Source organism: Tistrella sp. (assembly GCF_002684955.1).
Classification (GTDB): domain Bacteria; phylum Pseudomonadota; class Alphaproteobacteria; order Tistrellales; family Tistrellaceae; genus Tistrella; species Tistrella mobilis.
The window spans coordinates 13,914-35,833 of record NZ_NYWI01000083.1 but is presented as its reverse complement, the minus strand read 5'-3'; the positions used below and the strand labels follow the sequence as shown (position 1 = coordinate 35,833).

Sequence of the window (21,920 nt, the reverse complement as noted above, 5' to 3'; positions counted from 1 at the left end):
GAGGCACCAGGCATGGCGACCAGATTCACGGACCTCGCAGGAAAGGCTCTGGCCAAGCGCGCGCAGCAGCTCCACGCCAAGGCCGCATCCGTCGTCGATCCGGATACGGGCAAGCACGGCACCGTCTTTCTGCGCAAGACCGGCGACGGGCACTGGTCGATCTTCACTCGCGGCTCGCCGGCCTACATGCGGGCGGTGCGGGAGAGGCTGGGCCTTGATGCAGGAGAGGTGCGCGACATGGACGAACCGGCACGGCCCGAGCGACAGGTCTATCTGGCCCATGCCACCGAAGACAAGGCCGTGGCCGAACAGCTGGCCCGGGGCTTGACGGCGCGGGGGATCGAGGTTTGGTACGACAGCTGGGAGATCCGCGCAGGTGACAGCCTGCGGCAGAAGATGGACCAGGGCCTCGAAGATTGCACCCATTTCGTGGTTCTGCTGACCCCAACCTCCATCAAGAAGCGTTGGGTCAACCAGGAGATCGATGCTGGGTTGATGCATGCCGTGGAAGGCAGGGCGCACTTCGCCGGCCTGCGCCACAATCTACCGCTCGATGCGCTGACGCCCCTTCTGCGCACCAGGCTCACCCCGGAATACGTGCCGGGGGATGAAGGTCTGGACGCGCTCGCCGCCGAGATCTACGGCGTCAGCAAGCGGCCGCCGCTGGGCGCCGCGCCTGCCTATGTCCAAGCGCATAAGCCGGGTTCCGGCTGGTCGATGGCGGCGCGTGTTGTTGCGGAGTATTTCGTGCGTGAGAGCAAGCATGGACGGGCAATGGACCCGGAAGCAGATTATGAGGTGATTCAAAAAAAGACGCAGCTTCCAATGTCTGACGTGCGCATCGGTGTGCTTGACTTGGTTGGCGCAGGCTTGCTCAGACGGGACGAGTATATAGGGGGAGAAACAATCTCTCCAGAGGCAGACCTGTTCAGCATTTTCGACGTGGAGTTCATGGAGTGGGATCCAGAGCAAGACGCTCGTGACCTGGCAAGATACCTCGTCAACCTCAACAGCAACTCCACAAATTGCGCCACAGTCGCTCAGTCCCTCGGCTGGCCCGCTCGGCGGTTCAATCCAGCGATGGCCTACCTTATTTCGGCACGCATCGTCGAGAGTGACGAAGTCCTAGGTGAAGGCGCCCCCTATGATCCGTCAGAGGTGTTCATGGGCGACGAATTGCTACGCTACGTGCGAAGTCTTTGATCAGCCTGGAGGGCCGCCTGCATGCCAGATCGGCTCGCAGACAATGTGAACCTCGGTTATGCGGTTTATGGAACCTGGGCGCAGATTACGGCAAATGCCGCGGCCTGCCAGTACATGATTGAGGCGGCGAACGCTCGGGACAAACAGCTGATCGTCAACACCCGCCCCCTCAAACAACGGAATGGATAGAAGGGCCCCTGCATGTCACTCCCGACCCGTCCTTTCCTGATCGTCTACATCGTCTGGCATCCGGACTTCGAAGGCGGGCGGGTGATGGCGAAAGCGCTCTACGACCACTATCGCCGCGACGTGTTCAAGAATGTCGCAGGCGGGACGGGTTTGAGCGTGATCTATCGCTCCGAGCCGATGGGCGATGGCACGGCACCGTTGCCGATCGATTTCGAGGAGGGGGAGACGGCCGCCGTTGTGGTGCTCTACGATGCGCATTTTGGGGCAGATAATGCCTATCGCACATGGCTGGAGGAAACCGCCCGCTGTGCCGATGCCCATGGACTGGGGAGCCGGGTCTTCCCGATCGCCATCGATGGCACGTTCACCCAGCTGGGCATGGCCGAACAGGCCATTCGGTGGGATCGCTGGGACAAGATGGAACCGAAAGCCCGAATGCGGCGGCTGGTCTCGGACTTGACCTATGGATTTGCGCGCATGTCGCGCACCTATCTGGAACACCTCCGTAATCAGACCACCCCGGATGACGCGTTGCTGTGCTACCTCAAAAAGGTGGAGGTGTTCATCAGCCATTCCAAACGGGATGATGACGGGGAACGGATCGCCCGGCTGATCCGTCAGGCCCTGTTCGATCACGGCGGGCTGGCGAGCTTCTTCGATGTGCAAGACATACCGGCCTCACTGCCCTTCCACAGCGTCATCGCCAGCCAGATCCGCACCGGCGCCGTGATCGCCGTCCACACCGACAGCTTTTCATCGCGCGAATGGTGCCGGCGGGAGATTCTCGAAGCCAAACGGGCCAGCGTGCCACTCGTCGTCGCCAACTGCATCGCCGATGGCGATGAGCGGGGCTTTCCCTATATGGGCAATGTGCCGGTGGTGCGGATGGATCCGGTGCGGGCGGACCGGATCGACGACGTCATCGGCCGGCTTCTCGACGAAGTGCTGAAGGATTTCCTGTGGCGCTGCAAGGTGGCACTCGTCGCCGATGCGGCGGAGGCGAACGTCCGCTTTCTGCCGCGCCTGCCTGAACTGATTTCGCTGGTGGGGCTTGATCGCAAGGCTGCGGATGTGGCAACGCTGGTCTATCCGGACCCGCCATTGGGGACCGAGGAACAGAGGCTGTTTGAAGAGGTGGCCCCCACCGTGCGCCTGCGCAGCATGACGGAATGGATTGCCGAAAGAGAGGCGACCCGATGAGCTATCGGGAGCCGCTCAGCCAGTGCGCGATTGCCATTTCCGTGTCCGACAGCCCGGATATGGCGGGGCTGGGTCTTGCCCCGGAACATCTGCGGGATGCAATGACCGAGATCGCCCGCCATCTGCTTGCGATGGGCGCGCGTCTGGTCTATGGCGGCGATTTGCGCGTCAACGGCTTCACCGAGCTGCTGTTCGAACTTGTCGCGCGGCACAGGCGTGACGCCGATATCGGAGACCAGCGCCCGGCGATCCTCAATTTCCTGGCATGGCCGGTGGCTGCGTCGATCCCGCCTGAAGATCTGCGCCGTCTGGTCAGCGATCTTCGCGGGATGGCAACCCTGCACGTTCTCGATCGGGACGGAGGCGACATTCCGCTGGACGCGCTCGATGCCCCGCGGCCGACGTCGTTCAGCGCAGACGACTGGGCCGTCGCCCTCACCGCCATGCGCCGACGGCTAACCGCTGCCAGCCATGCCCGCATCGTGCTGGGCGGGCGTGTGCAAGGCTTCAAGGGGCGGATGCCCGGCATTGCCGAGGAAGCGCTCGCGGCGCTCGAGGCGGGGCAGCCGCTCTATGTGATGGGCGGTTTCGGCGGCTGCGCACGGGACGTCGCGATAATGCTGGGCGCGCTGAACATCCCCGGGGCCACCCCGCCCGGCTGGCCGGAAGCGGCGCTGTTCCAGGGCTTTGGACTGCCCGACCTGCAAAAGAACGGGCTGACGGCGGACGAGAATCGCCCCCTCGCCCGCACCGTCCACGTCGATCAGGCGATCGCGTTGATCCTGCGCGGCCTGCTGCGTCTGCAGCGGCCCGCGCAGGCTGACTAGGCCGCCCCTCACACCGCCGCAATCACCTTCTCCCGCGCCCAGAAACGCAGGTCACGGCAGGTCTTCAGGAAGGCGGGGGCGTCCGAGGGGGTGGCCAGTTTCGCGAAGCCGGCATCGCGTTTGGGCGGGGCCACGCCCGCTTCGGTCATCAGCGCGTCGGCGTCGGGGGCCCAGGCGATGAATTTGCGGTGGGCCCAGGCATCGCCGATGAAGTCGAGCGCGGCCGGGTGGGTTTTCAGCCGGTCGGCGCCTTTGGCCGAAGTGAGGATGGCCACCGCGTCGTAGAGCACCGAGGGGCCGCCGTCGATCTTCTGGGCCGCCGGCACAAGCATGCCGTCGCTGAGGGTGACGCCAGCGATTTCGGGGGCGATCACCTCGATCATCGCGCCTTCGGCCGAGACCGCCTTTTCAAGCGCGGCATAAAGATCGGCATCGGCGCCGTCGGTCAGCAGCACGCCGAGCTTGCGGCCGCGGAAGCTGTTCGGGCCGTTCAGCACGATCGACAGCGCCGGCGAGGGCGGCAGGTCGGTGCGGGTCGGCTTCGCCGCCGGGGCCGGGTCGGGCATGTCGCGCACGCCCAGCCCCGCCGCCACGGCATCTGCCAGATCCTCGTGCACGTTCTGAAGATGCGACAGCATGCGCAGGCGGATATCGGGGCGTTCCACCTTGCTCAGCTCGAAGACCAGCGCAGTCGCCATATGGGTGCGTTCCTCGGGCGTCTGGCTGATGTAGAACTGCCGCGCCTGGCTGTAATGATCGGCGAAGCTTTCCGGCCGCATGCGCAGCTTGTCGGGCTCGTGCTCGGTGACCCGCAGGCTGGAGAAGCCGGTTTTCGGGTCTTCGCGCGGGCCTTCCTTCCAGGAATTGGGCGCGTAATTGGCGCGGCCCTTGCGCACCTCCATGCGCATATGCCCGTCCTGCTGGAAGTGATGCATCGGGCAGCGCGGCCGGTTGACCGGGATCTCGTTGAAATTGGGGCTGCCCAGCCGCTTCAGCTGCGTATCGAGATACGAGAAGTTTCGCCCCTGAAGCAGCGGATCGTTGCTGAAATCGACCCCCGGAATGATGTTCTGGGTGCAGAAGGCGACCTGTTCGGTCTCGGCGAAGAAATTGTCGACCACGCGGTCGAGCACCAGCCGACCCACCCGGCGCACCGGCACGATTTCCTCGGGGATGATCTTGGTCGAATCCAGAATGTCGAAATCGAAGGCCTGGGCGAAGCTTTCGTCGAACAGCTGAAGCCCCAGCTCCCATTCCGGCGCGTCGCCCCTGGTGATCGCATCCCAGAGATCGCGGCGGTGGAAATCCGGATCGGCGCCGTTGATCTTCACCGCCTCGTTCCACACCACCGACTGCATGCCGAGTTTGGGCTTCCAGTGGAACTTCACGAAGGTCGATTTTCCATCGGCATTCACGAAGCGGAAGCTGTGCACGCCGAAGCCTTCCATGAAGCGGAAGGCGCGCGGAATCGCCCGGTCCGACATGATCCACATGACCATGTGCATGCTCTCGGGCGTCAGCGAGATGAAGTCCCAGAAATTGTCATGGGCCGTCTGCGCCTGGGGGAAGCCGCGATCGGGTTCCTGCTTGGCGGCGTGGATCAGGTCGGGGAATTTGATCGCGTCCTGAATGAAGAAGACCGGGATGTTGTTGCCGACGATGTCCCAGTTGCCGGCCCCGGTATAAAGCTTGACCGCAAAGCCGCGCACATCGCGCGCCAGATCGAACGAGCCCTTATTGCCGGCGACCGTGGAAAAGCGCACGAAGGCCTCGGTGCGCCGTCCCGCTTCCTGAAACGGATCGGCGGTGGTGATGTCGGTGAGCGATTCATAGGCCTCGAAGAAGCCGTGCGCGCCCATGCCGCGGGCATGCACCACCCGTTCCGGGATCCGCTCGTGATCGAAATGGAAGATCTTGTCGCGGAAATGCACATCCTCCATCAGGGTCGGCCCGCGCGGGCCGATCTTCAGCGAGGACTGATCATCGGCGACCGGCATGCCGTGCGAGGTGGTGAGCACCGGCGTATCGCCGCCGGCGGTCTGGTGCAATTCCCCGCCAGGGCCGCGCAGCGCCTCCTGGTCGTGGATCTTCACGGGCGTGCGGGCGGCGGGATCGGTGGTATTGGCCATCTGCTCGGGGCTCCGCTGGCGGGATCAGGCGATCCGGGGCTGGCTGAGAGAAGAGATCAAGGCTGACGTCAGAAGGCTGGCGGCCCGGCCGGGGAGGCGGGGCGGAGCGGCCGGGCGGCCCGCCGACGGGGGCAGGGCTCAGCGCCCGCCGCCGCCATTTCCGGCCGCGCCGTGCCCGGCGCGGCTCTGGTTGTGCGCACCACCGGGCACGACCACGCCGGTCATCGCGGTGCCGGTGGAGTCCGGCGAATAACCGAGGGCGCTGTCGGCCAGCGACAGCACGCCGACCAGACGGTCGTTCTCGCCCACCGGCATATAGCCGATGTCGCAATCCGCCATCCGCTCCGCCACCGCCCGCAGGCTTTCATTCGGCGTGGCGAGCTGGATGTTGCGATTCATGAGTTCCTGGACCTGCATGTCTCGATACTCCGTCACGGTGCCCGGCCGGAAAGACGGGGGCCGGGCCAGGGTGTGTCGGGGATCCGGGTGTGTCGGGATCTGGGCGCTCAACGCGCCCCGGCGGCGATGGTTCCGGAACGGATCGCGCGGAGAGGCGATTGAGGGGCCGTATCCGCAACGTGCCCGCCATGCCCGCCCAAACCGCCAGGAAGGATCTTCCAGTGACAGCCCAGACGACGGATCGCAAGGCGCAGACCCCCGGCTCGGGCGAGCCCGGCAATCTCGACGACCTGCTCGACCGGCTGGGAGAGGCGGGCCGGAACGACCAGGACGGCAAGGTGTCGGTCGACGACATCTGGCACACCATCGGCCAGCGATCTTTCGGGCCGCTGCTGCTGGTGGCGGGGCTGGTGGTGATGACGCCGCTGGGCGGCATCCCCTCGGTGCCGACGATTTTCGGGATGATCGTGATCCTGATCGCCGGCCAGCTGCTGCTGGGGCGCAAAAGCTTCTGGCTGCCGGGCTTTCTGCGCCGGCTGCGCACCGATCAGGGCAAGCTGGACAAATCCATCCGGGTGTCGCGGCCGGTCGCGCGCTTCGTCGACCGGCTGATCAAGCCGCGGCTGACCTGGCTGACCCGCACGCCCTGGAACCGGGTCATCGCCGGGGTCGCGGTCGCGCTGGCGGCCATCATGCCGCCGCTGGAACTGGTGCCGATGGGGGCCGCCGTGCCGGCGGCGGCGATCACCGCTTTCGGCCTGGCCCTGGTCGCCCATGACGGGGTGCTGGCGCTGATCGCTTTCGCAATCAGCCTCGGCGGCTTCGTGCTGGTGGGGACGCAGCTTCTGTGACGCCGCCGGTGACGAAGCTTTCCGTAAAGACGGAGACCGGCACCGGCCGGCCGAACAGATAGCCCTGGACCTCGTGGCAGTCGTGGCGGCACAGCATCTCCAGCTGCGCCTCGGTCTCCACCCCTTCGGCGATCACCTCCATGCCGAAACTGCGGCCCAGATAGAGCACCGCGCGCACCACGGCCGCATCCTCGGCATCGGTGGTGATGTCGCGGACGAAGCTGCGATCGATCTTCAGCCGGGTGACCGGGAAGCGCTTCAACAGGCTGAGCGAGGCGAAGCCGGTGCCGTAATCGTCGAAGGCCAGCCCCACCCCCAGCGCCCGCAGATTATGAAGCAGCTGCAAGGTCAGCGGGTCGTTGCGCAGCGCAATGGTCTCCACGATCTCCAGCTCCAGCGCCGCGGGCGGCAGGCCGGTTTCGGCCAGCACCTCGCGCACCAGCTCCGGCAGATGGCCGCTGCGGAACTGGGCCTCGAACAGGTTGACGGCGATCCGGAAGTCGGGCCGGCTGGCGCGCCAGACCGCCGCCTGGCGGCAGGCGGTGCGCAGGATCCAGTCCCCCACCGCCTCGGCCGAGGGTTTCTGCGCCAGCACATCGAGGAAAGCGGCCGGCGCCAGCAGGCCGCGTTCCGGGTGGTTCCAGCGGATCAGGGCCTCGGCACCGACCACCTTCCGACCGTCACAGGCGATCAGCGGCTGGTAATGAAGATCGAACTGCCCCGTCTCGAAGGCGATGCGCAGCTCATGCTCCAGCGCACGGCGGCGGGCGGCTGCCGTGCGGAAGGCCGGGTCGAACATCACCACCGGCCCGTGTTCGTCCGTCTTCGCCTGATGCAGGGCAAGATTGGCGGCCGCCAGCAGATCATCCGGAGCATCGCCGTGATCGGGGCCAATCGCCAGGCCGATCCGGGCGGCCGTGGTGCAGCTCCGCCCGTCCGGATCGTGCGGCGCCGCCAGCGCCGCAACCGCGCCCCGGGCCAGATCCTGCGCCCGGGCGACCGCATCGCCGGCTAGCAGAAGCACGAATTCGTCGCCACCGAGCCTCGCCACCATCAGCATATGATCCGGGGCATGTTCCCGGCCGAAGGCCCGCAGCCGGGCGGCCACGGATTTCAGCACCAGATCGCCGGTCGACGTGCCGAAGGCCTCGTTGATCTCCTTGAAGCCGGCAAGGTCGACGACCATCAGCGTGACCGGCCGGCCGGCGGCCAGTACGTCGGTCATGCGGTGGTACCAGGCACCGCGATTGGGCAGCCCGGTCAACGGGTCGAAATAGGCCAGCCGGAACAGGCGCTCCTCGCTGCTGCGCCGTCCGGTGACGTCGCGGATGATCAGGCCGATGCCGACGGTGCCGGCTTCGGTCCAGGTCGACACCGAGATGTCGGCAGGGATGGCCCGGCCGTCCCGATCGGCCACCGGCAGTTCGATCGTCCGGCCGCTCGCCGGCAGGCTGCGCCATTGCAGACGTTTCACCGCCCGCTGGCAGAGGGTCCGCCAGTTTTCCGGCACCAGCATGCCGACGCCCTGCCCGGTGGCCTCGGCGGCGGTGTAGCCGAACAGCCGTTCGGCCGCCGCATTCCAGAAGCTGATCCGGCCATCGCCGGTCAGACAGAGGATCGCATCGGGAGAGGTGGCGGCGATGTTCTCGAACCGCGCCTGATCGGCCAGGCGGGCATGGCTGAGACGGCGGATCTCCATCCGCTCCATCACCAGGCTGGCGATATCGGTCAGATTGCACCGGTCGGCGGCGCTGAAATCATGCCGCGGCCGGGTATCGATCAGGCACAGCGTGCCGATCCGCCGGCCGGCGGGGGTGACGAGCGGCTTGCCGGCATAGAAGCGGATGAAGGGTTGCCCCAGCACCAGCGGATTGCTCATGAATCGCGGATCCTGCCGGGCATCGGGGATGACGAAGACATCATCGGCCAGGATCGCATGGGCGCAGAACGACACCTCGCGGCTGGTCTCGCAGACATCCAGCCCCAGCCGTGCCTTGAAGAACTGCCGGTCCCCGGCCACCAGCGAGACCAGCACGATCGGCACGTCGAACAGCCGCGAGGCCAGCCCCACCAGACGATCGAATTCCTCTTCGGGCGGGGTGTCGACCAGATGATATTCCGCCAGCGCCGAGAGACGATCCGCCTCGTCTTCAGACGAGAGGACAGGGGTGGGCTCGGACGGTGTCTTCATCGTGGTCCTGCTCTGATGCTGTCTGCCAGCGGCAATGCCATGGAGTGTAGCAGAACCATGTTAACAATCACCGAAGCCCTCTCCGGCTGCTTGTCGCCGGTGACGGCACCCCATATCGTCATGGAACCGCCCATGCCGGGCCCGGTTGCGATCGACGAGACGGAGACCCGCCGTGACCACGCTCACCCCCGACGCGCTTCACGAGATCGAGATGCTGGCGGTAGAGCTGGCCGAACGGGCGGGGGCGGACATCGTCTCGCGGCTGGGTTCTCTGCTGTCGGTGCGCTACAAGACCGGCGCCGAAGACGACCGCACTTGGCGGAACCCGGTCTCGGATGTCGACGAGGCGGTGGAGCGCGCGATCCGCGAGCGCCTGGCCGGGCGCTTCCCGGAACACGACGTGATCGGCGAAGAATTCGACCACCGCCCCGGCCGCGATCACAGCGTGGTCTGGGCGATCGATCCGATCGACGGCACCTCCAATTTCGTCAACGGCTTCCCGCTTTTCGCCTGCTCGATCGGCGTGCTGGAACGGGGCCGGCCGGTGGCCGCGGCGGTCTGGTGCGCCACCAGCCATGCGCTGCGCCCCGGGGTCTATCATGCGCGCCGGGGCGGCGGCCTGCAGTTCGACCGCCAGCCGCTTGCGCCTGCCCGCAACCCGATGGTGCATCGCCGCCTGGCCGGTGTGCCGCAATTCCGCCGCGGCCGCCACCCCTGGGATCTGCGCAAGACCGGATCGGCGGCCATCGAATGCGCCTTCGTGGCGGCCGGCCTGCTGGAAGCGGCGGCCTTCAATTCGCCCAATCTCTGGGATGTCGCCGGCGGCGTGCTGCTGGTGATGGAAGCCGGCGGCACGGTGCTGGAGGGACGGCCGGGCGCCTGGCGGGATTTCGCAGAATTCGCCCCCCGCCGCGCCCGCGACGACACCCCCGACGCCCCCGCCGATCTGGCACGCTGGAACGCCGGCCTGATCCTGGGCACCAGTGCCGAAGCCGCCCGCATCATGGCCGAAGAGGCCATCGATGCCCGCTGACGCGGGCGCGGCGGCATCCGGACGGCCGGAGAGAAAAGGTCAGGTCACCTCTTTCAGCGGCTGATGGCGGGGGTCCCTAGGGCGTTGCCCGGCCGGTGTGCGGCACGGGGGCGGGGCGCTCGTGATCCGTGCCCCAACTCGCCAGCCAGTGATGGACTTCCTCCGCCGTCACATGCAGTCCTGTGCGCCGGTACTCCTCCCAGGCTGCCAGGGTGTCGTGATGAAGGGTCTCGTGACGAAGGGCGTGGCGCCACGCCTCGACGCCGGTGATGCAGGACCCGGCGAAATCGGCCTCAGCAAGCCCGTCGGCCGACGGCATCTCGTCGGGCGCATGCGGATCGATCATCTCATCGCCTCCAGGCCGCCCGTCACCACGGAACGGAACACACCTCAGAATAGATCAGGCTGTCGGCCTGCGTCGACCCCCAACCAAAAACGCCCCGGCAAAGATGCCGGGGCGTTTGTCTGGGCCGTCGCGGCCGGCCCGCGGGGGAATGGTTCCGGGGGAGGGGCCGGCCGGTCGGCAGGACTGGTCGGATGCCTTACCCGCGGGTGCCGAGCGCGGCGCGCAGCTCGCCGCCATGCTCGTTGTTGGCGGGGCCGTCCAGCACCTGATCGGGGCGGCTGGCGGCGCCGTAATAGGCCGCCGTGCGATCCTCGTCATACGAGATGTCGCCCACCGACACGGTGGCACCGGCGAAGGCGCCCTCGGTGCCCGACCACACCACCACATCCTTGGCGGTGTTGTCGGTGGTGGCGGCGGCACCGTCCCTGGCCTCGCCAAAGGTGTAGCCTGCCTCGGCGCTCAGCGTGAAATCATCGTCGTTGCGGAAGCCCTGAACGGCCTTGTCGGTCATCAGCATGAAGGCCATCGGGCCCGACTCGCCGCCGGCCTGGGCGCCGAAGCTCAACCCGCCCATCTCGTAAAAGGCCGGATTGCCCCAGCCGTCCGCGGTGCGGGCCAGGAACACGCCGGCACCGCCGCCGGCGCCGATGATCAGCGCACCCTGGGCGAAATCGGGCACGATGAACACGCCTTCCGCCTTGTCGAGCGCGGCCCGCGCCTGGCCGTCGGAGGCCATCTGGTTCGCGACCCTGGTGGCCTCGGCGATGATCTCCTGCGCTTCCTGCCGGTCCTCGGCGATGTCTTCGGGGTCCTCGCGGTCATTGTCGCGCACGGCAGGGGCCTGGTTCGCCGGGGCCTGTGCCACGTTGCGCGTCTCGTCGGTGGTGGGGGCGGCGGCAGAGAAAGCGGGGGCGGCGAGGCCGCCGGTCACGAGCATGGTGGCCGTCAGCAGGGCGAACTTACGCATGGAGCGGTCTCCTTCGGGGGACATGGGCAATTTGGATAAATAAGAAGGTTTTTGGGGCGGCATCGCCGCCGATCAGTACCAGTGGCGCCGGCCGTCGCCCGGATCGTCGTCGCCGTTGCGGCAGGCCAGGTAACAGGCGGCAAGCCCGATCACCCCGGCCACGATCAGCCCGGTGGTCATCGGATGCTCCCGCGTGGCCCGCCGGGCATCGGCGCCGAGCGCCGCGGCACGGTGGCGGGCGGCGCGCAGCGTTTCGGGCGCCGAGGTCTCGTGGGCGGCATGGCTCAGGCGGTCGGCCAGCTGGTGGACCTGGCGCTTCAGCGCGGCCAGATCCTCCTGAAGACGGTTGGTGGCCGTGCGGTCGTCGGTCATGAAGGCCTCCGGTCGATAGGGTCCTGATCGCACCCCGCAAGGTGCGGTTCGCCCTCTCAACGGCGACCATGCGGTTTGGGTTCCATAAAGGTCCGGTCCCGCGACGGGCCGGCCCGCCTTCTTCCGGAACCGCATCAGGCCGCGCGCGGTTGACGTCCCGGACCATCAGACCGGGAGACCGCCCCCCATGTATGACGGCACCGTTCCGCCGACCGATCGCAAGCCCATGGCCGATGCAGCCCGGCTTGCCGCCCTCACCCGCCTCGCCACCGACTTCGCCGCCATCCGGCACCAGACCGAAGCCCTGGCGGCGCCGCTCGATCCCGAGGATCAGGTCGTGCAGTCGATGCCCGATTGCAGCCCGACCAAATGGCATCTGGGCCACACCACCTGGTTCTTCGAACGCCTGGTGCTGCTGCCCTGGCTGCCGGGCTGGACCCCGGTCGACCCGGTCTATGACCACCTGTTCAATTCCTATTATGTCGGCCTGGGCAGCCGCCATCCCCGCGCCGCCCGCGGGCTGCTGACCCGCCCGCCGCTCGCCCGCGTGCTGGACTGGCGGGCCAGCGTCACGCAGGGCGTGCTCGACCTCATGGCCTCCGCCGGGCCGGATGCGCTCGCCCGGGTGATGCCGCTGGTCGAACTCGGCATCCATCACGAGCAGCAGCACCAGGAATTGCTCCTTATGGATGTGCTGCACCTGTTCGCGCAGAACCCGTTGCAGCCCGCCTATCTGCCCGGCGACGGCGGCACGGCACCGGTCGCGGCCATCACCGACACCCCCCGCCCCGCCAGCTGGACCGATCATCCGGGCGGCATTCATCAGATCGGCCACGACCCGGCCGCGGGTTTCTGTTTCGACAATGAAGGCCCGCGTCACCAGGTGCTGTTGCAGCCCTATCGCCTGGCCGACCGGCCGGTGACCAATGCCGACTGGCTGGAGTTCATGGCCGAGGACGGCTATGCCCGCGCCGAATTCTGGCTGTCCGACGGCATCGCCCGCGCCGAGGCCGAAGCCTGGCAGGCGCCGCTGCACTGGTTCCGGCCGGAACCGGACGGCCCCTGGTGGCAGATGACCCTGCGCGGCCCGATGCCGATCGATCCCGCCGCACCGGTGGTCCACATCAGCCATTACGAGGCCGATGCCTTCGCCCGCTTCTCGGGCGCGCGCCTGCCCACCGAAGCCGAATGGGAGGTGGCGGCCGCCGGGCAAAGCGTCGAGGGCAACCTGCTGCCGCGCGGCGTGCTGCACCCGCAGCCGGCCGACCCCCGACAGAGCGGCGGGCCGGTTCAGCTCTATGGCGACGTCTGGGAATGGACCGCCAGCGCCTATGGCCCCTATCCGGGCTTCCGCCCCGCGGACGGGGCGATCGGTGAATACAATGGCAAGTTCATGGCCAATCAGATGGTGCTGCGCGGCGGAAGCTGCGTCACCCCCGGCGGCCATGTCCGGCCCGGTTATCGGAACTTCTTCTACCCGCATCAGCGCTGGGCCTTCGCCGGCCTGCGGCTTGCCGCCGACGCCTGATCTCCCCCTTAAACCTGATCTTCCCCTTAAAGGAGGCCTCTTCCCATGTCAGCCAGCCCCACCGGCGGCATCACCGCCGCCGGCCCGCACGCCCGGGCCGCGGCCGCCGCCACCGACCCGTCGGATATCGAGATCCAGGCGCTGCGCGGCCTGACCCGGACCCCGAAATGCCTGCCGCCGGCGCTGTTCTACGACGATCGCGGCTCGGCGCTCTTCGACCGCATCACCCGGCTCGACGCCTATTACCCCGCCCGGGCCGAAACCGCGATCCTGCGCCGCAGGGCGCCCGAGATCGCGACCCATGCGGGATCGGGGGCGGTGCTGGTCGATTACGGCGCCGGATCCTCGGTCAAGACCCGGCTGGTGCTGGATGCGCTGGACCGCCCGGCGGCCTGGGTGCCGATCGATGTTTCGGCCGGCCATCTGGAACGGGCGACGGCCGCGATCGCCCGCGACCATCCGGGCCTTCTGGTCGCCCCGCTGGTCGCCGATTTCACCGCCGCCCTGGATCTGCCCGATGCGGTCACCGCCCTGCCCGGCCTGCGGCTCGGCTTCTTCCCCGGCTCGACCATCGGCAATCTGGCGCCCGAAGAGGCGGTGGCCTTCCTGCGCCGCGCCGCCTGCCTGCTGGGGCGCGACGGCCGGCTGATCGTGGGCGTGGACCTCGTCAAGGACGAAGACCGCCTGCTCGCCGCCTATGACGACCCCGAGGGCGTGACCGCCGCCTTCAACCTGAACCTGCTGGCCCGCCTGAACCGCGAGGCCCGCGCCGATTTCGACCCCACCGCCTTCGCCCACCGGGTGCGCTGGAATGCCGGCCTCTGCCGGATCGAAATGCATCTGGAAAGCCTGACCGACCAGGTGGTCAGCGTCGCCGGCCGCCCGATCCGCTTCCGGGCGGGCGAGACCATCCACACCGAGAACAGCCACAAATACACGCCCGAATCCTTCGCCCGCCTCGCCCGCCGCGCCGGCTGGCGCAGCCGGGCCTGCTGGATGGATGCAGCGCGGGATTTCAGCGTGCATGAGCTGGTGCAGAGTCATTAGGCCGGCAGGATCGACGACCCGACGCGCTACGACATCGGACACCCGACATCAAGCACTTGATGGTCGGCCGCATCGCTATGACATTTGAGAGCTGTGGAGCGATGGAGGTCGTGATGGCATCACTTGGGGTCACAGCTGAAGGTCAGGTCACGCTGAAGCAGGATCTGTTGCAGCATCTGGGGGTCAAACCGGGCGAACGGGTTGACGTCGAAAAGCTCCCCAATGGCGAGGTCCGGCTGCGGGCGGCGCGCCCGGCCGGCAACATTGAGGGCTTCTTTCATGCCCTGGACGGCAAGGTGTCGCTGCAGAAGCCGCTGACCATTGATGAGATGAACGACATCGCGGCGGCCGGCTGGGCCGGCACGTCTGGCGGCGCATGAAGGTCATCGCTGATACCAATGTGCTGGCGCGTGCGATCCTGCAGGACGACGAAGCACAATGCCGCATGGCACGTGACCTGCTGAAGCAGGCGACGTTGATCGCCGTCCCACTGCCGTGCCTGTGCGAACTGGTGTGGATCCTGCGGCAGGGCGCCAAACTGCCGAAAGAAGATGTGGCCGTCGCCATTCGGGCGCTGCTGAATACCGACACTGTCGTTGTGAACAGGCCGGCGGTAGAGGCGGGACTTGCGCTGCTGGACGCGGGCGGCGATTTCGCAGACGGCATCATCGCCCATGAAGGCAAATGGCTGGGCGGCGAGACCTTTGTCTCTTTCGATCGAAAAGCAGCGGCCCTGCTGTCGAAGCAGGGGGAATCCGTACGGTTGCTCAGCCAGCGCGACCCCCCTCACGGATCCGCATAGCCAACCGCCCGCATCCGCAGCGCCGCCCCGGTCGGATCGCGGTCGAACAGGATGCCGCCCTTGCGGGTGGAGCGGGCGGGCAGATAGTCGATGCGGGTGCGGCCGCGGGCGAGGACGTGGCCATGGGCCAGGATCTCGCCCTCGATCTCGACCTCGGATGCCGTGCGCGGGCCGGTGTTGCTGGCCTCGAAGGTGACGACCCAGCCCGCCCCGGCCTGCTGCACCGCCGTGGGGCGGACCGCCAGGGCCGGCGTGCCTGCGGGTTCGGTCAGGGCCAGATAGCCCAGCCATGCGGCCAGCGCCACCAGGGCCGCCGCCGCGACCGAGGCGATGATCCATTCCAGCGGGTCGGTCCTGTCGCCGCCCCCCGCGTCGTCCATCCGCGTCCCCATCACACGAATATCCTCATCACACGATGATTCTGGCAGCTGCGGCGCCCACGGCGCCGGGGAAAGACAGCACGATCACAAGGCCAGCCATGTCCACCGCGCCGGTGCCGTCCAGCCGGCCGATGGTCCAGAGCACGTAAAGACTGACCAGGGCGACCAGCACATAGCCGGTGACCGTGAAGCGCAGGAACAGGCTCCAGAAGCCGTCTTCCGTGCGGGGGCCATGGCCGCCGATGAATTCCAGCTGGTAGACCAGGGCATGCATCACGATCAGGCTGACCGCCAGAAGCCCCAGCTGCTGCCAGAGCGACATGCGCCAGGCGATCAGCACCACCTCTTCGGTCGGCGCGATGTTGAGCGACAGGAAGAGCGCGCCGGCCATCATCACGAACAGCTCTCCGGCATAGCTTTCCTCCACCTCTTCCCGCCCGGCATCCTCGTGGTTCGAGGCGCCGAGCTGGGCGCGGCCGAACAGCGCGCCCACCGCCCCGGGGGTGATCTGGATCGCGAGCTTGCCCAGCACTTCCGAGGCCGGCATCGCGTCCGAGATCACGCCGAAGATGCCGAGCACCCCGGCCGCGACCACAGCGGCGATACCGATCGCGATCGCGGCATCGGCCATGTCCTGGGCCAGGCTGGAGGTCCGGCGGAAGCCGCCGATCCGCGACAGCCCGACCAGCAGCGGCAAAGTGAGCACCAGCAGCAGAAGCAGCCGGGAGGCCGGCACCGTCACGCCCAGCTGCCAGGTTTCCATGGTCATCAGGATCGGCAGGGCGAACAGCAGGGCCCCCGCCGCGGCACGGCCCAGCCCGATGATCAGATCCCGCCGCGGCGATCGTCGCCCCTCACCCTGTCCCGACCCCTCACCTTGTCCCGACATGGCCTCTCCCGATGATGATGCCCCGATGGAAATCCGCCAGGGCCCGTCCGGGTTCCGCGGAATTCTGCTGATCCGTCGGCGGAACATAGCCCTCGGGCCGGGATTGCAGCTCCATACCGCGCAGCCCGAGAGGAGACGCCCCGATGATCCCCCGGCCGATCCGGACCACGACCATCAATGCCGTGCTCGCCGCCCGGCTGTTCGCCACGGCGGCCGGTGCCGTGCTGATCGGCAGCGGCATCGCCGCCGGCGCCAACATGACCGTCCCGGCCAGTTCCACCGCCGCCTATACCGAAGAGGCGGCGCTGTCCGACATCTTCGAGATCGAGGCCGCCAGGCTTGCCCGCAACAAGACGCAGAACGACGACATCCGCGCCTTTGCCGGCCGCATGGTGCTGGACCACACGGCCGCCACCGAAAAGATGAAGGAAACGCTGGCCGATATGGGCCTGTCGGTGCAGCTGCCGGCGCGGCTCGACGACCGGCGGATGAAGATCCTGGAAGATCTGAACGAACAGCAGGTCCCGGGCTTCGACCGGATGTATGTCGCGACCCGGATCGAGGCCCATGAAGCGGCGCTGCAGCTGCATCGGGGCTATGCCGAAGCGGGCGAGAACGGGGAACTGCGCGAGACCGCGGCGGAGATCGCCGACACCGTGGAACGGCATCTGGAGCACATCCGCGACATTGCCGACGGGATGGGCCCGTGACCGCGCCCGCCATCTTCCATTCGGAGGACGAGCCCGACCCCTGTCTGCACCAGATCTGTGAAGTCGGCCGGCCGAGACAGGACCCCTCAGCCCAGCTCGAAACTGGTGATGCCGTAGGTGCGGTCGATGGCGATCTCGGGGGCGGGGCCCGTATACATGCGCGCAGTTTCGAAGACCGGGGTCATGCCGTGACGGCCGGCCAGCGCCAGCGCCTCGGGCGTGACCGCCGGGGTATCGAGGAAGACCGGCGCCCCCGCCGGCACCGCGGCGGTCAGCGCCTGGAACAGCGCCTCGGCAACGGCCGGGCGCTCGGCGAAAAGCGGGCCGATCTTGAAGCCGGTGCGGCAGGGGCGGATCACGCCATAGCCCTGCAGGCGGCCCTCTGCCACATAGCTGCGCAGCACCGTGCCGGGCTGGGTGATCCAGGCCGAGAGGAACCCCGCACGCGGGGCGGCGAAGAAGCGGCGGTCCCAGGCCGGCAGGGCCGCGCGCTCGGCCGCACCGGGGGTCACGATCGCCGGATGCACCGGCCCGGCCAGCGTCGCGCGGCCTTCATGGCGGATATTGCGATGGGCCGGCACGAAGCCCGAGCGGCGATAATTGTCCTGCTGCGCCACCACCCCGTCCAGCCCGACCAGACGGCCCTGAAGCCTGGCCATCAGCGCCTGCCAGATCGCCAGCCCATAGCCGCGGCCGCGCATGTCGGGGCGGACGATGTAAAAGCCCAGAAAGGCGAACTCCGCGCCGTAGCGCACGCCGGAGATGACGGCGACCGGGGCGCCGTCCAGATGGCCGATCAGAAAGCCTTCGGGGTCTTCGGCCGCGAAGGGGGCGGCATCGTGGAGACCGGGATTCCAGCCCTCGGCCGCCGCCCAGTCCAGCGCCAGCCCGATCTCGTCCGGCCGCATCGGCCTGATCTCCGGCATCGTCCTGGTCTGCATACCTGTGCCCTCCGTGTCGCATCCGTCCCGATGGCAGCTTAGGCTGCTCGTGACATTGATGGTCACACAGGATCGGTCAGGGGTAAATGACAGGCGACCTGACGGGCACCCTCCCCCGCCAGCTGCGGCATCCGTTCCCGGCAGATGGCGGCGGCGCGGGGGCAGCGGCCCTCGAAGCGGCAGCGCTGCGGGGCGGGGTCGATCGGGCTTGCCGGTTCCCCCGCCAGCCGGCGGCGCGGGGGCGGGGGTGCGCCGGGCGCCGGGATCCGCGGGATGGCGGCGATCAGCCCGGCGGTATAGGGGTGGGCCGGGGCATCGAACACCCTGGCGGTCGGGCCGGTTTCGATCAGCCGGCCCAGATACATCACCGCCACCCGGTCGGTGACCAGCCGCACCACATTCAGGTCGTGGCTGACGAACAGGCAGGCGAGGCCCAGCTCGGCGCGCAGATCGTGCAGCAGGTTCAGGATCACCGCCTGGATCGAGACGTCGAGCGCCGAGGTCGGCTCGTCCAGGATCAGCAGATCGGGGCCGGGCGCGATCGCCCGGGCAATGCCGACCCGCGCAAGCTGCCCGCCCGAAAGCTGATGCGGCAACCGGTCGTGCAGGCTGCGCGGCAGATGCACCCGGTCCAGCGCCTGCCGGGCCGCGGTTTCGGCCGCCGCCCCTTTCAGCCCGTTCAGCCGGCGGAGCGGCCGCATCACCGCCTGGATCGCGGTCAGCCGCGGGTCCAGGCTTTCGCCCGGGTCCTGAAACACCATCTGGATCCGCCGCCGCCAGGGGGCATGGGCCGCGCGCCGCGCCGGCAGCCGGGCCAGATCCTCGCCGTCGAACAGGATGCGGCCCCGATCGGGATCGGCCAGCCGGGCGACCAGCCCGGCGAGCGTCGACTTGCCGCAGCCGCTTTCCCCCACCAGCCCCAGCGCCTCCCCCCGGCCCAGCGTCAGCGACACATCATCCACCGCCTGCAGCCAGCCGGCCGGGCGGTCGGCTGCGGCCGCCACCCGAAAGCGGCGGTGCAGCCCCTGAACATTCAGCAGCGCCGTCATCGCACCAGATCCCCGATCCGGCTGTCGGGCCCCGGGGTCGCGCGGATCAGCGCCTTTGTGTAGGGGTCGGCCGGGGCCTGGAACAGCCGCGCGGTCGGGGCCTGTTCCACCACCCGGCCGCGGCGCATCACCACGATCCGATGGGCGCGTTCCGCCGCCACCGCCAGATCATGGGTGATCAGGATCGTGGCCATGCCGCGCGCGTCCGCCAGATCGCCGATCAGGTCCAGGATCACCGCCTGGGTGGTGACGTCCAGCCCCGTGGTCGGCTCGTCGGCGATCAGCAGCCGGGGGCTGCCGGCCAATGCGATCGCGATCATCACCCGCTGGCACATGCCGCCCGAAAGTTCATGGGGAAAGGCCCGCGCCCGGCGCACGGGATCGGGGATGCCGACCGCGGCCAGCAGCGCCTGCACCCGGGCAGCGCGATCGGCACGCGTCAGCCGCCGCCCGGCATGCACCCCCACCACATCACCGATGGCATCGCCCACCCGGCGCAGCGGGTCCAGCGCCCGGCGCGGGTTCTGGAACACCATCGACATCGCCCGGCCGCGCAGCGGCGCCACGGCCGCCTCGCCACCCGCCACCAGATCGGCCCCGTCGAACAGGATCCGGCCGCCCAGAATGGTGGCGGCCGGCGGCAGCAGGCCCAGGATCGACAGCGCCGTCACCGATTTGCCGGAGCCGCTTTCGCCCACCAGCGCCAGCGTCTCCCCCGCGCCCAGATCGAAGGAGATGCCGTCGAGCGCCGGGGCCGCCCCCTTGAAGCCGACCTTCAGGCCGTCGACCCGCAGCAGCGGCGCGGTCATCGGCGCCTCGGGTCGAGCAGGTCGCGCAGCGCATCGCCCGCCAGGTTGAAGGCGAAGACCGCAAGCATCAGCGCCAGCCCCGGGAAGGTCGCGACCCACCATTGCCCGGTCATGATGAACTGGGCGCCCTCGGCCGCCAGAATGCCCCATTCGGGCGCCGGCGGCCGCACGCCCAGGCCGATGAAGGACAGGCCGGCGGCGTTCAGGATCGCCCAGCCCAGATTGAGCGAGACCTGAATCGCCAGCACCGGCAGCAGCGCCGGCAGCAGCACCTCGACCAGCAGCCGGGCCTCGCCATGGCCGCCCAGCCGCGCCGCCTGCACCCAGGCGGCATCTTTCAGCCCGGCGATGCCGGCGCGGGCGAAGCGGATATAGAAGGGCAGGTTGATGATCGCCGTCGCCCAGACGATGTTGGCGACCGTGTTGCCCAGCGCCGCGACCAGCGCCATGGCGACCACAAACAGCGGGAAGGCCATGGCGACATCGACCAGCCGCCCGATCCAGCGGTCGAGCCGGCCGCCGCGCAGCCCCGAGACGGCGCCGGTCAGCGTGCCGGCGATGCACGACATCGCCACTGCCGAAAAGGCGATCGCGAGATCAAGCCGGGTGGCGGCGATCACCCGGCTGAAGATGTCGCGGCCCAGCTGGTCGGTGCCGAACCAATGATCGGCCGAAGGCGGCTCCAGCCCGCGGGTGACGTCGGTGGCGAGCGGGTCATAGGGCACCAGCGCCGGGCCGGCGACGGCGGCGGCCAGCAGCAGAACCACCACCCCCAGCGCCAGAAAGCCCGGCGGGTTGGCGCGCATCAGCCGGACGAGCCGGGAAAGGCCGCCCGCAACACCGCCCGTCCCGCCGGCCGGCGGCGGGCCGCCCAGATGGCGTTCCGCGGTCATCCGATCCGCCCCACCCGGGGATCGATCAGCCCGTAGAGCAGATCGATCGCCAGATTGACCAGGGTGAAGGCGATGGCCACCAGCAGCACGAAGCCCTGCACCGGCGCGTAATCGGCGTTCATCAGCGCATCCAGCGCATAGGAACCGATACCCGGCCAGGCGAAGACCTTTTCGACCAGCACATTGGCGCCCAGCATGTACGAGAACACCATGCCGAGCGTGGTGACCACCGGCACCGCGGCATTGCGCAGCGCGCGGGTCAGCACCATGCGCCGCGGCAGGCCGGCGGCGCGGGCGGCGGTGACGAAATCGGCCGAAAGCACCTGGATCATGGCACCGCGGGTGATGCGGGCCAGCGGTGCCACCGCAAAGGCGGTCATCGTCAGGCAGGGCAGCACCATGCGCCCCAGCACCGACCCCAGAACCTCGGTATCGCCGGCCAGCAGCGCATCGATGACCAGCGATCCGGTCACCACCGGCGGCGGGATCAGCATCACATCCATCCGCCCCACCGGCTCCGGTGCCCAGCCGAGTTCGGAATAGAACACATGGATCAGCAGCAGCCCGGCCACGAAGGTGGGCAGAGAGGTGCCGGCGGCGGCGATCGCCCGGCAGAGATGGTCGATCGCCGATCCCGGCCGGGTGGCGGCAACCACGCCCAGGGGCAGCGCCACCAGGATCGCCAGCAGGAAGGCGGTCACCGTCAGCTCCAGAGAGGCCGGCAGCCGGGCGGCCAGGTCGTCGACCACCGCCTCGCCCGTGGTATAGGACCGGCCCAGATCGCCCCGCAGCACATCGCCCGCATAGATCGCCAGCTGTTCGGGAATGCTGCGATCCAGCCCCATCGACACCCGGATGGCCTCGATCTCCGCCTGCCCCATGCCGGGGCCCGAGGCAAGGAAGGCGGCCGGATCGGCCGGCAGCAGGCGCATCACCACGAAGGTGAACACCACCGCCCCCGCCAGAACCGGCAGGGTGGCGAGACAGCGCCGGCCGATGAAGCCGAGGATGGCGGGCAAGGCGGGGTCTCCGTTGGCTGGGCGGTCGACACGCGGAAGCAAAGGTGGATCCCCGCCTGCGCGGGGATGACGGGATTTTCTTTCTGACCGGAATTTTCTTTCTGACCGGACGGGCGCCGTCAATACCTCGCCACCGTCTCCATGCT

General features: G+C 68.5%; 24 protein-coding genes. 11 read left to right on the top strand and 13 right to left on the bottom strand.

The features are described from left to right. Positions 1 to 12 precede the first annotated feature (12 nt). Genes CMO28_RS27825 through CMO28_RS27810 form a run of 4 tightly spaced genes read left to right on the top strand, consistent with a single transcriptional unit; the run spans position 13 to position 3,419 of the window. Positions 13 to 1,203, top strand: a complete 1,191-nt coding sequence (locus CMO28_RS27825) for a toll/interleukin-1 receptor domain-containing protein (RefSeq protein WP_296720257.1) — start codon at positions 13 to 15, stop codon at positions 1,201 to 1,203. 21 nt (positions 1,204 to 1,224) lie between these two features. Further along, a complete protein-coding gene (locus tag CMO28_RS27820; protein ID WP_296720254.1) occupies positions 1,225 to 1,392 on the top strand; it encodes a hypothetical protein in 168 nt (55 codons plus the stop codon). Positions 1,393 to 1,404: 12 nt separating this feature from the next. After that, positions 1,405 to 2,592: a toll/interleukin-1 receptor domain-containing protein gene (locus tag CMO28_RS27815; RefSeq protein ID WP_296720251.1), complete on the top strand. Its 1,188-nt coding sequence runs from the start codon at positions 1,405 to 1,407 to the stop codon at positions 2,590 to 2,592. Beyond that, positions 2,589 to 3,419: a hypothetical protein gene (locus CMO28_RS27810; protein ID WP_296720247.1), complete on the top strand. Its 831-nt coding sequence runs from the start codon at positions 2,589 to 2,591 to the stop codon at positions 3,417 to 3,419. Before CMO28_RS27815 ends, CMO28_RS27810 begins: the two co-directional genes overlap by 4 nt. Before the next feature lie 8 nt (positions 3,420 to 3,427). Here the strand turns inward: CMO28_RS27810 and CMO28_RS27805 are convergent, their stop codons facing one another. Next, positions 3,428 to 5,548, bottom strand: a complete 2,121-nt coding sequence (locus tag CMO28_RS27805) for a catalase (RefSeq protein WP_296720245.1) — start codon at positions 5,546 to 5,548, stop codon at positions 3,428 to 3,430. 138 nt (positions 5,549 to 5,686) lie between these two features. After that, positions 5,687 to 5,947, bottom strand: a complete 261-nt coding sequence (locus CMO28_RS27800) for a CBS domain-containing protein (RefSeq protein WP_296720241.1) — start codon at positions 5,945 to 5,947, stop codon at positions 5,687 to 5,689. 221 nt (positions 5,948 to 6,168) lie between these two features. Between CMO28_RS27800 and CMO28_RS27795 the strand changes: the two genes are divergently transcribed. Continuing rightward, positions 6,169 to 6,798: an exopolysaccharide biosynthesis protein gene (locus tag CMO28_RS27795; protein WP_296720239.1), complete on the top strand. Its 630-nt coding sequence runs from the start codon at positions 6,169 to 6,171 to the stop codon at positions 6,796 to 6,798. Here the strand turns inward: CMO28_RS27795 and CMO28_RS27790 are convergent. Beyond that, complete coding sequence (locus CMO28_RS27790) at positions 6,755 to 8,989, bottom strand: putative bifunctional diguanylate cyclase/phosphodiesterase (RefSeq protein WP_296720236.1); 2,235 nt, start codon at positions 8,987 to 8,989, stop codon at positions 6,755 to 6,757. The genes CMO28_RS27795 and CMO28_RS27790 overlap by 44 nt on opposite strands. A gap of 172 nt (positions 8,990 to 9,161) precedes the next feature. On the opposite strand from CMO28_RS27790, the gene CMO28_RS27785 reads away from it, so the two are divergent. Continuing rightward, complete coding sequence (locus CMO28_RS27785) at positions 9,162 to 10,022, top strand: inositol monophosphatase family protein (RefSeq protein WP_296720233.1); 861 nt, start codon at positions 9,162 to 9,164, stop codon at positions 10,020 to 10,022. 76 nt (positions 10,023 to 10,098) lie between these two features. Here the strand turns inward: CMO28_RS27785 and CMO28_RS27780 are convergent, their stop codons facing one another. The 3 genes from CMO28_RS27780 to CMO28_RS27770 all read right to left on the bottom strand — a co-directional run bounded on the left by CMO28_RS27780 (position 10,099) and on the right by CMO28_RS27770 (position 11,707). Further along, positions 10,099 to 10,368: a hypothetical protein gene (locus CMO28_RS27780; RefSeq protein ID WP_296720231.1), complete on the bottom strand. Its 270-nt coding sequence runs from the start codon at positions 10,366 to 10,368 to the stop codon at positions 10,099 to 10,101. A gap of 196 nt (positions 10,369 to 10,564) precedes the next feature. After that, on the bottom strand, positions 10,565 to 11,335 hold the full coding sequence (locus tag CMO28_RS27775; protein WP_296720227.1) for a lipid-binding SYLF domain-containing protein: 771 nt from the start codon (positions 11,333 to 11,335) through the stop codon (positions 10,565 to 10,567). Positions 11,336 to 11,407: 72 nt separating this feature from the next. Beyond that, complete coding sequence (locus CMO28_RS27770) at positions 11,408 to 11,707, bottom strand: hypothetical protein (RefSeq protein WP_296720223.1); 300 nt, start codon at positions 11,705 to 11,707, stop codon at positions 11,408 to 11,410. A gap of 187 nt (positions 11,708 to 11,894) precedes the next feature. Between CMO28_RS27770 and egtB the strand changes: the two genes are divergently transcribed. The 4 genes from egtB (at position 11,895) to CMO28_RS27750 (ending at position 15,084) form a co-directional block, all read left to right on the top strand. Next, positions 11,895 to 13,235 (top strand): ergothioneine biosynthesis protein EgtB, encoded by a 1,341-nt coding sequence (egtB, locus tag CMO28_RS27765; RefSeq protein WP_296720221.1) that lies wholly within the window; start codon positions 11,895 to 11,897, stop codon positions 13,233 to 13,235. 45 nt (positions 13,236 to 13,280) lie between these two features. Next, on the top strand, positions 13,281 to 14,282 hold the full coding sequence (gene egtD, locus CMO28_RS27760) for an L-histidine N(alpha)-methyltransferase (protein ID WP_296720218.1): 1,002 nt from the start codon (positions 13,281 to 13,283) through the stop codon (positions 14,280 to 14,282). A 113-nt stretch (positions 14,283 to 14,395) separates the two neighbouring features. Beyond that, positions 14,396 to 14,662, top strand: coding sequence for an AbrB/MazE/SpoVT family DNA-binding domain-containing protein (locus CMO28_RS27755; protein ID WP_014747116.1), 267 nt, complete (start codon positions 14,396 to 14,398; stop codon positions 14,660 to 14,662). Further along, positions 14,659 to 15,084 carry a type II toxin-antitoxin system VapC family toxin gene (locus CMO28_RS27750; protein WP_014747117.1) on the top strand — a complete coding sequence of 142 codons (426 nt, stop codon included), beginning with the start codon at positions 14,659 to 14,661 and terminating at the stop codon, positions 15,082 to 15,084. Before CMO28_RS27755 ends, CMO28_RS27750 begins: the two co-directional genes overlap by 4 nt. On the opposite strand, the gene CMO28_RS27745 is transcribed toward CMO28_RS27750, so the two are convergent. Both CMO28_RS27745 and CMO28_RS27740 read right to left on the bottom strand, forming a co-directional pair. Continuing rightward, on the bottom strand, positions 15,069 to 15,476 hold the full coding sequence (locus CMO28_RS27745) for a hypothetical protein (protein WP_296720212.1): 408 nt from the start codon (positions 15,474 to 15,476) through the stop codon (positions 15,069 to 15,071). The genes CMO28_RS27750 and CMO28_RS27745 overlap by 16 nt on opposite strands. A 16-nt stretch (positions 15,477 to 15,492) precedes the next feature. Next, positions 15,493 to 16,353 (bottom strand): TIGR02587 family membrane protein, encoded by an 861-nt coding sequence (locus tag CMO28_RS27740; protein WP_296720211.1) that lies wholly within the window; start codon positions 16,351 to 16,353, stop codon positions 15,493 to 15,495. Between the two features lie 143 nt (positions 16,354 to 16,496). On the opposite strand from CMO28_RS27740, the gene CMO28_RS27735 reads away from it, so the two are divergent. Continuing rightward, positions 16,497 to 17,063 carry a DUF4142 domain-containing protein gene (locus tag CMO28_RS27735; protein WP_296720208.1) on the top strand — a complete coding sequence of 189 codons (567 nt, stop codon included), beginning with the start codon at positions 16,497 to 16,499 and terminating at the stop codon, positions 17,061 to 17,063. 86 nt (positions 17,064 to 17,149) lie between these two features. Here CMO28_RS27735 and CMO28_RS27730 read toward each other — a convergent pair whose 3' ends face one another. From CMO28_RS27730 to CMO28_RS27710, 5 genes are all read right to left on the bottom strand, one after another. After that, complete coding sequence (locus CMO28_RS27730) at positions 17,150 to 18,004, bottom strand: GNAT family N-acetyltransferase (RefSeq protein WP_296720205.1); 855 nt, start codon at positions 18,002 to 18,004, stop codon at positions 17,150 to 17,152. A gap of 62 nt (positions 18,005 to 18,066) precedes the next feature. Continuing rightward, positions 18,067 to 19,053, bottom strand: a complete 987-nt coding sequence (locus CMO28_RS27725; RefSeq protein ID WP_296720200.1) for an oligopeptide/dipeptide ABC transporter ATP-binding protein — start codon at positions 19,051 to 19,053, stop codon at positions 18,067 to 18,069. Continuing rightward, positions 19,050 to 19,862: an ABC transporter ATP-binding protein gene (locus CMO28_RS27720; protein ID WP_296720197.1), complete on the bottom strand. Its 813-nt coding sequence runs from the start codon at positions 19,860 to 19,862 to the stop codon at positions 19,050 to 19,052. The genes CMO28_RS27725 and CMO28_RS27720 overlap by 4 nt, the downstream gene beginning before the upstream one ends. After that, positions 19,859 to 20,755: an ABC transporter permease gene (locus CMO28_RS27715; RefSeq protein ID WP_296720195.1), complete on the bottom strand. Its 897-nt coding sequence runs from the start codon at positions 20,753 to 20,755 to the stop codon at positions 19,859 to 19,861. Before CMO28_RS27715 ends, CMO28_RS27720 begins: the two co-directional genes overlap by 4 nt. After that, positions 20,752 to 21,774 carry an ABC transporter permease gene (locus tag CMO28_RS27710; RefSeq protein ID WP_296720190.1) on the bottom strand — a complete coding sequence of 341 codons (1,023 nt, stop codon included), beginning with the start codon at positions 21,772 to 21,774 and terminating at the stop codon, positions 20,752 to 20,754. Before CMO28_RS27710 ends, CMO28_RS27715 begins: the two co-directional genes overlap by 4 nt. Between the last annotated feature and the right edge of the window lie 146 nt (positions 21,775 to 21,920).

What these genes read in the sequence shown, in the direction of transcription:
- CMO28_RS27775 (WP_296720227.1), bottom strand. Translation starts at nt 11,335, where the DNA reads ATGCGTAAGTTCGCCCTGCTGACGGCCACCATGCTCGTGACCGGCGGC.
- CMO28_RS27750 (WP_014747117.1), top strand. Translation starts at nt 14,659, where the DNA reads ATGAAGGTCATCGCTGATACCAATGTGCTGGCGCGTGCGATCCTGCAG.
- CMO28_RS27725 (WP_296720200.1), bottom strand. Translation starts at nt 19,053, where the DNA reads ATGACGGCGCTGCTGAATGTTCAGGGGCTGCACCGCCGCTTTCGGGTG.
- egtB (WP_296720221.1), top strand. Translation starts at nt 11,895, where the DNA reads ATGTATGACGGCACCGTTCCGCCGACCGATCGCAAGCCCATGGCCGAT.
- CMO28_RS27815 (WP_296720251.1), top strand. Translation starts at nt 1,405, where the DNA reads ATGTCACTCCCGACCCGTCCTTTCCTGATCGTCTACATCGTCTGGCAT.
- CMO28_RS27715 (WP_296720195.1), bottom strand. Translation starts at nt 20,755, where the DNA reads ATGACCGCGGAACGCCATCTGGGCGGCCCGCCGCCGGCCGGCGGGACG.
- CMO28_RS27720 (WP_296720197.1), bottom strand. Translation starts at nt 19,862, where the DNA reads ATGACCGCGCCGCTGCTGCGGGTCGACGGCCTGAAGGTCGGCTTCAAG.
- CMO28_RS27800 (WP_296720241.1), bottom strand. Translation starts at nt 5,947, where the DNA reads ATGAATCGCAACATCCAGCTCGCCACGCCGAATGAAAGCCTGCGGGCG.
- CMO28_RS27810 (WP_296720247.1), top strand. Translation starts at nt 2,589, where the DNA reads ATGAGCTATCGGGAGCCGCTCAGCCAGTGCGCGATTGCCATTTCCGTG.
- CMO28_RS27755 (WP_014747116.1), top strand. Translation starts at nt 14,396, where the DNA reads ATGGCATCACTTGGGGTCACAGCTGAAGGTCAGGTCACGCTGAAGCAG.
- egtD (WP_296720218.1), top strand. Translation starts at nt 13,281, where the DNA reads ATGTCAGCCAGCCCCACCGGCGGCATCACCGCCGCCGGCCCGCACGCC.
- CMO28_RS27745 (WP_296720212.1), bottom strand. Translation starts at nt 15,476, where the DNA reads ATGGGGACGCGGATGGACGACGCGGGGGGCGGCGACAGGACCGACCCG.
- CMO28_RS27740 (WP_296720211.1), bottom strand. Translation starts at nt 16,353, where the DNA reads ATGTCGGGACAAGGTGAGGGGTCGGGACAGGGTGAGGGGCGACGATCG.
- CMO28_RS27790 (WP_296720236.1), bottom strand. Translation starts at nt 8,989, where the DNA reads ATGAAGACACCGTCCGAGCCCACCCCTGTCCTCTCGTCTGAAGACGAG.
- CMO28_RS27735 (WP_296720208.1), top strand. Translation starts at nt 16,497, where the DNA reads ATGATCCCCCGGCCGATCCGGACCACGACCATCAATGCCGTGCTCGCC.
- CMO28_RS27825 (WP_296720257.1), top strand. Translation starts at nt 13, where the DNA reads ATGGCGACCAGATTCACGGACCTCGCAGGAAAGGCTCTGGCCAAGCGC.
- CMO28_RS27780 (WP_296720231.1), bottom strand. Translation starts at nt 10,368, where the DNA reads ATGATCGATCCGCATGCGCCCGACGAGATGCCGTCGGCCGACGGGCTT.
- CMO28_RS27730 (WP_296720205.1), bottom strand. Translation starts at nt 18,004, where the DNA reads ATGCAGACCAGGACGATGCCGGAGATCAGGCCGATGCGGCCGGACGAG.
- CMO28_RS27805 (WP_296720245.1), bottom strand. Translation starts at nt 5,548, where the DNA reads ATGGCCAATACCACCGATCCCGCCGCCCGCACGCCCGTGAAGATCCAC.
- CMO28_RS27770 (WP_296720223.1), bottom strand. Translation starts at nt 11,707, where the DNA reads ATGACCGACGACCGCACGGCCACCAACCGTCTTCAGGAGGATCTGGCC.
- CMO28_RS27820 (WP_296720254.1), top strand. Translation starts at nt 1,225, where the DNA reads ATGCCAGATCGGCTCGCAGACAATGTGAACCTCGGTTATGCGGTTTAT.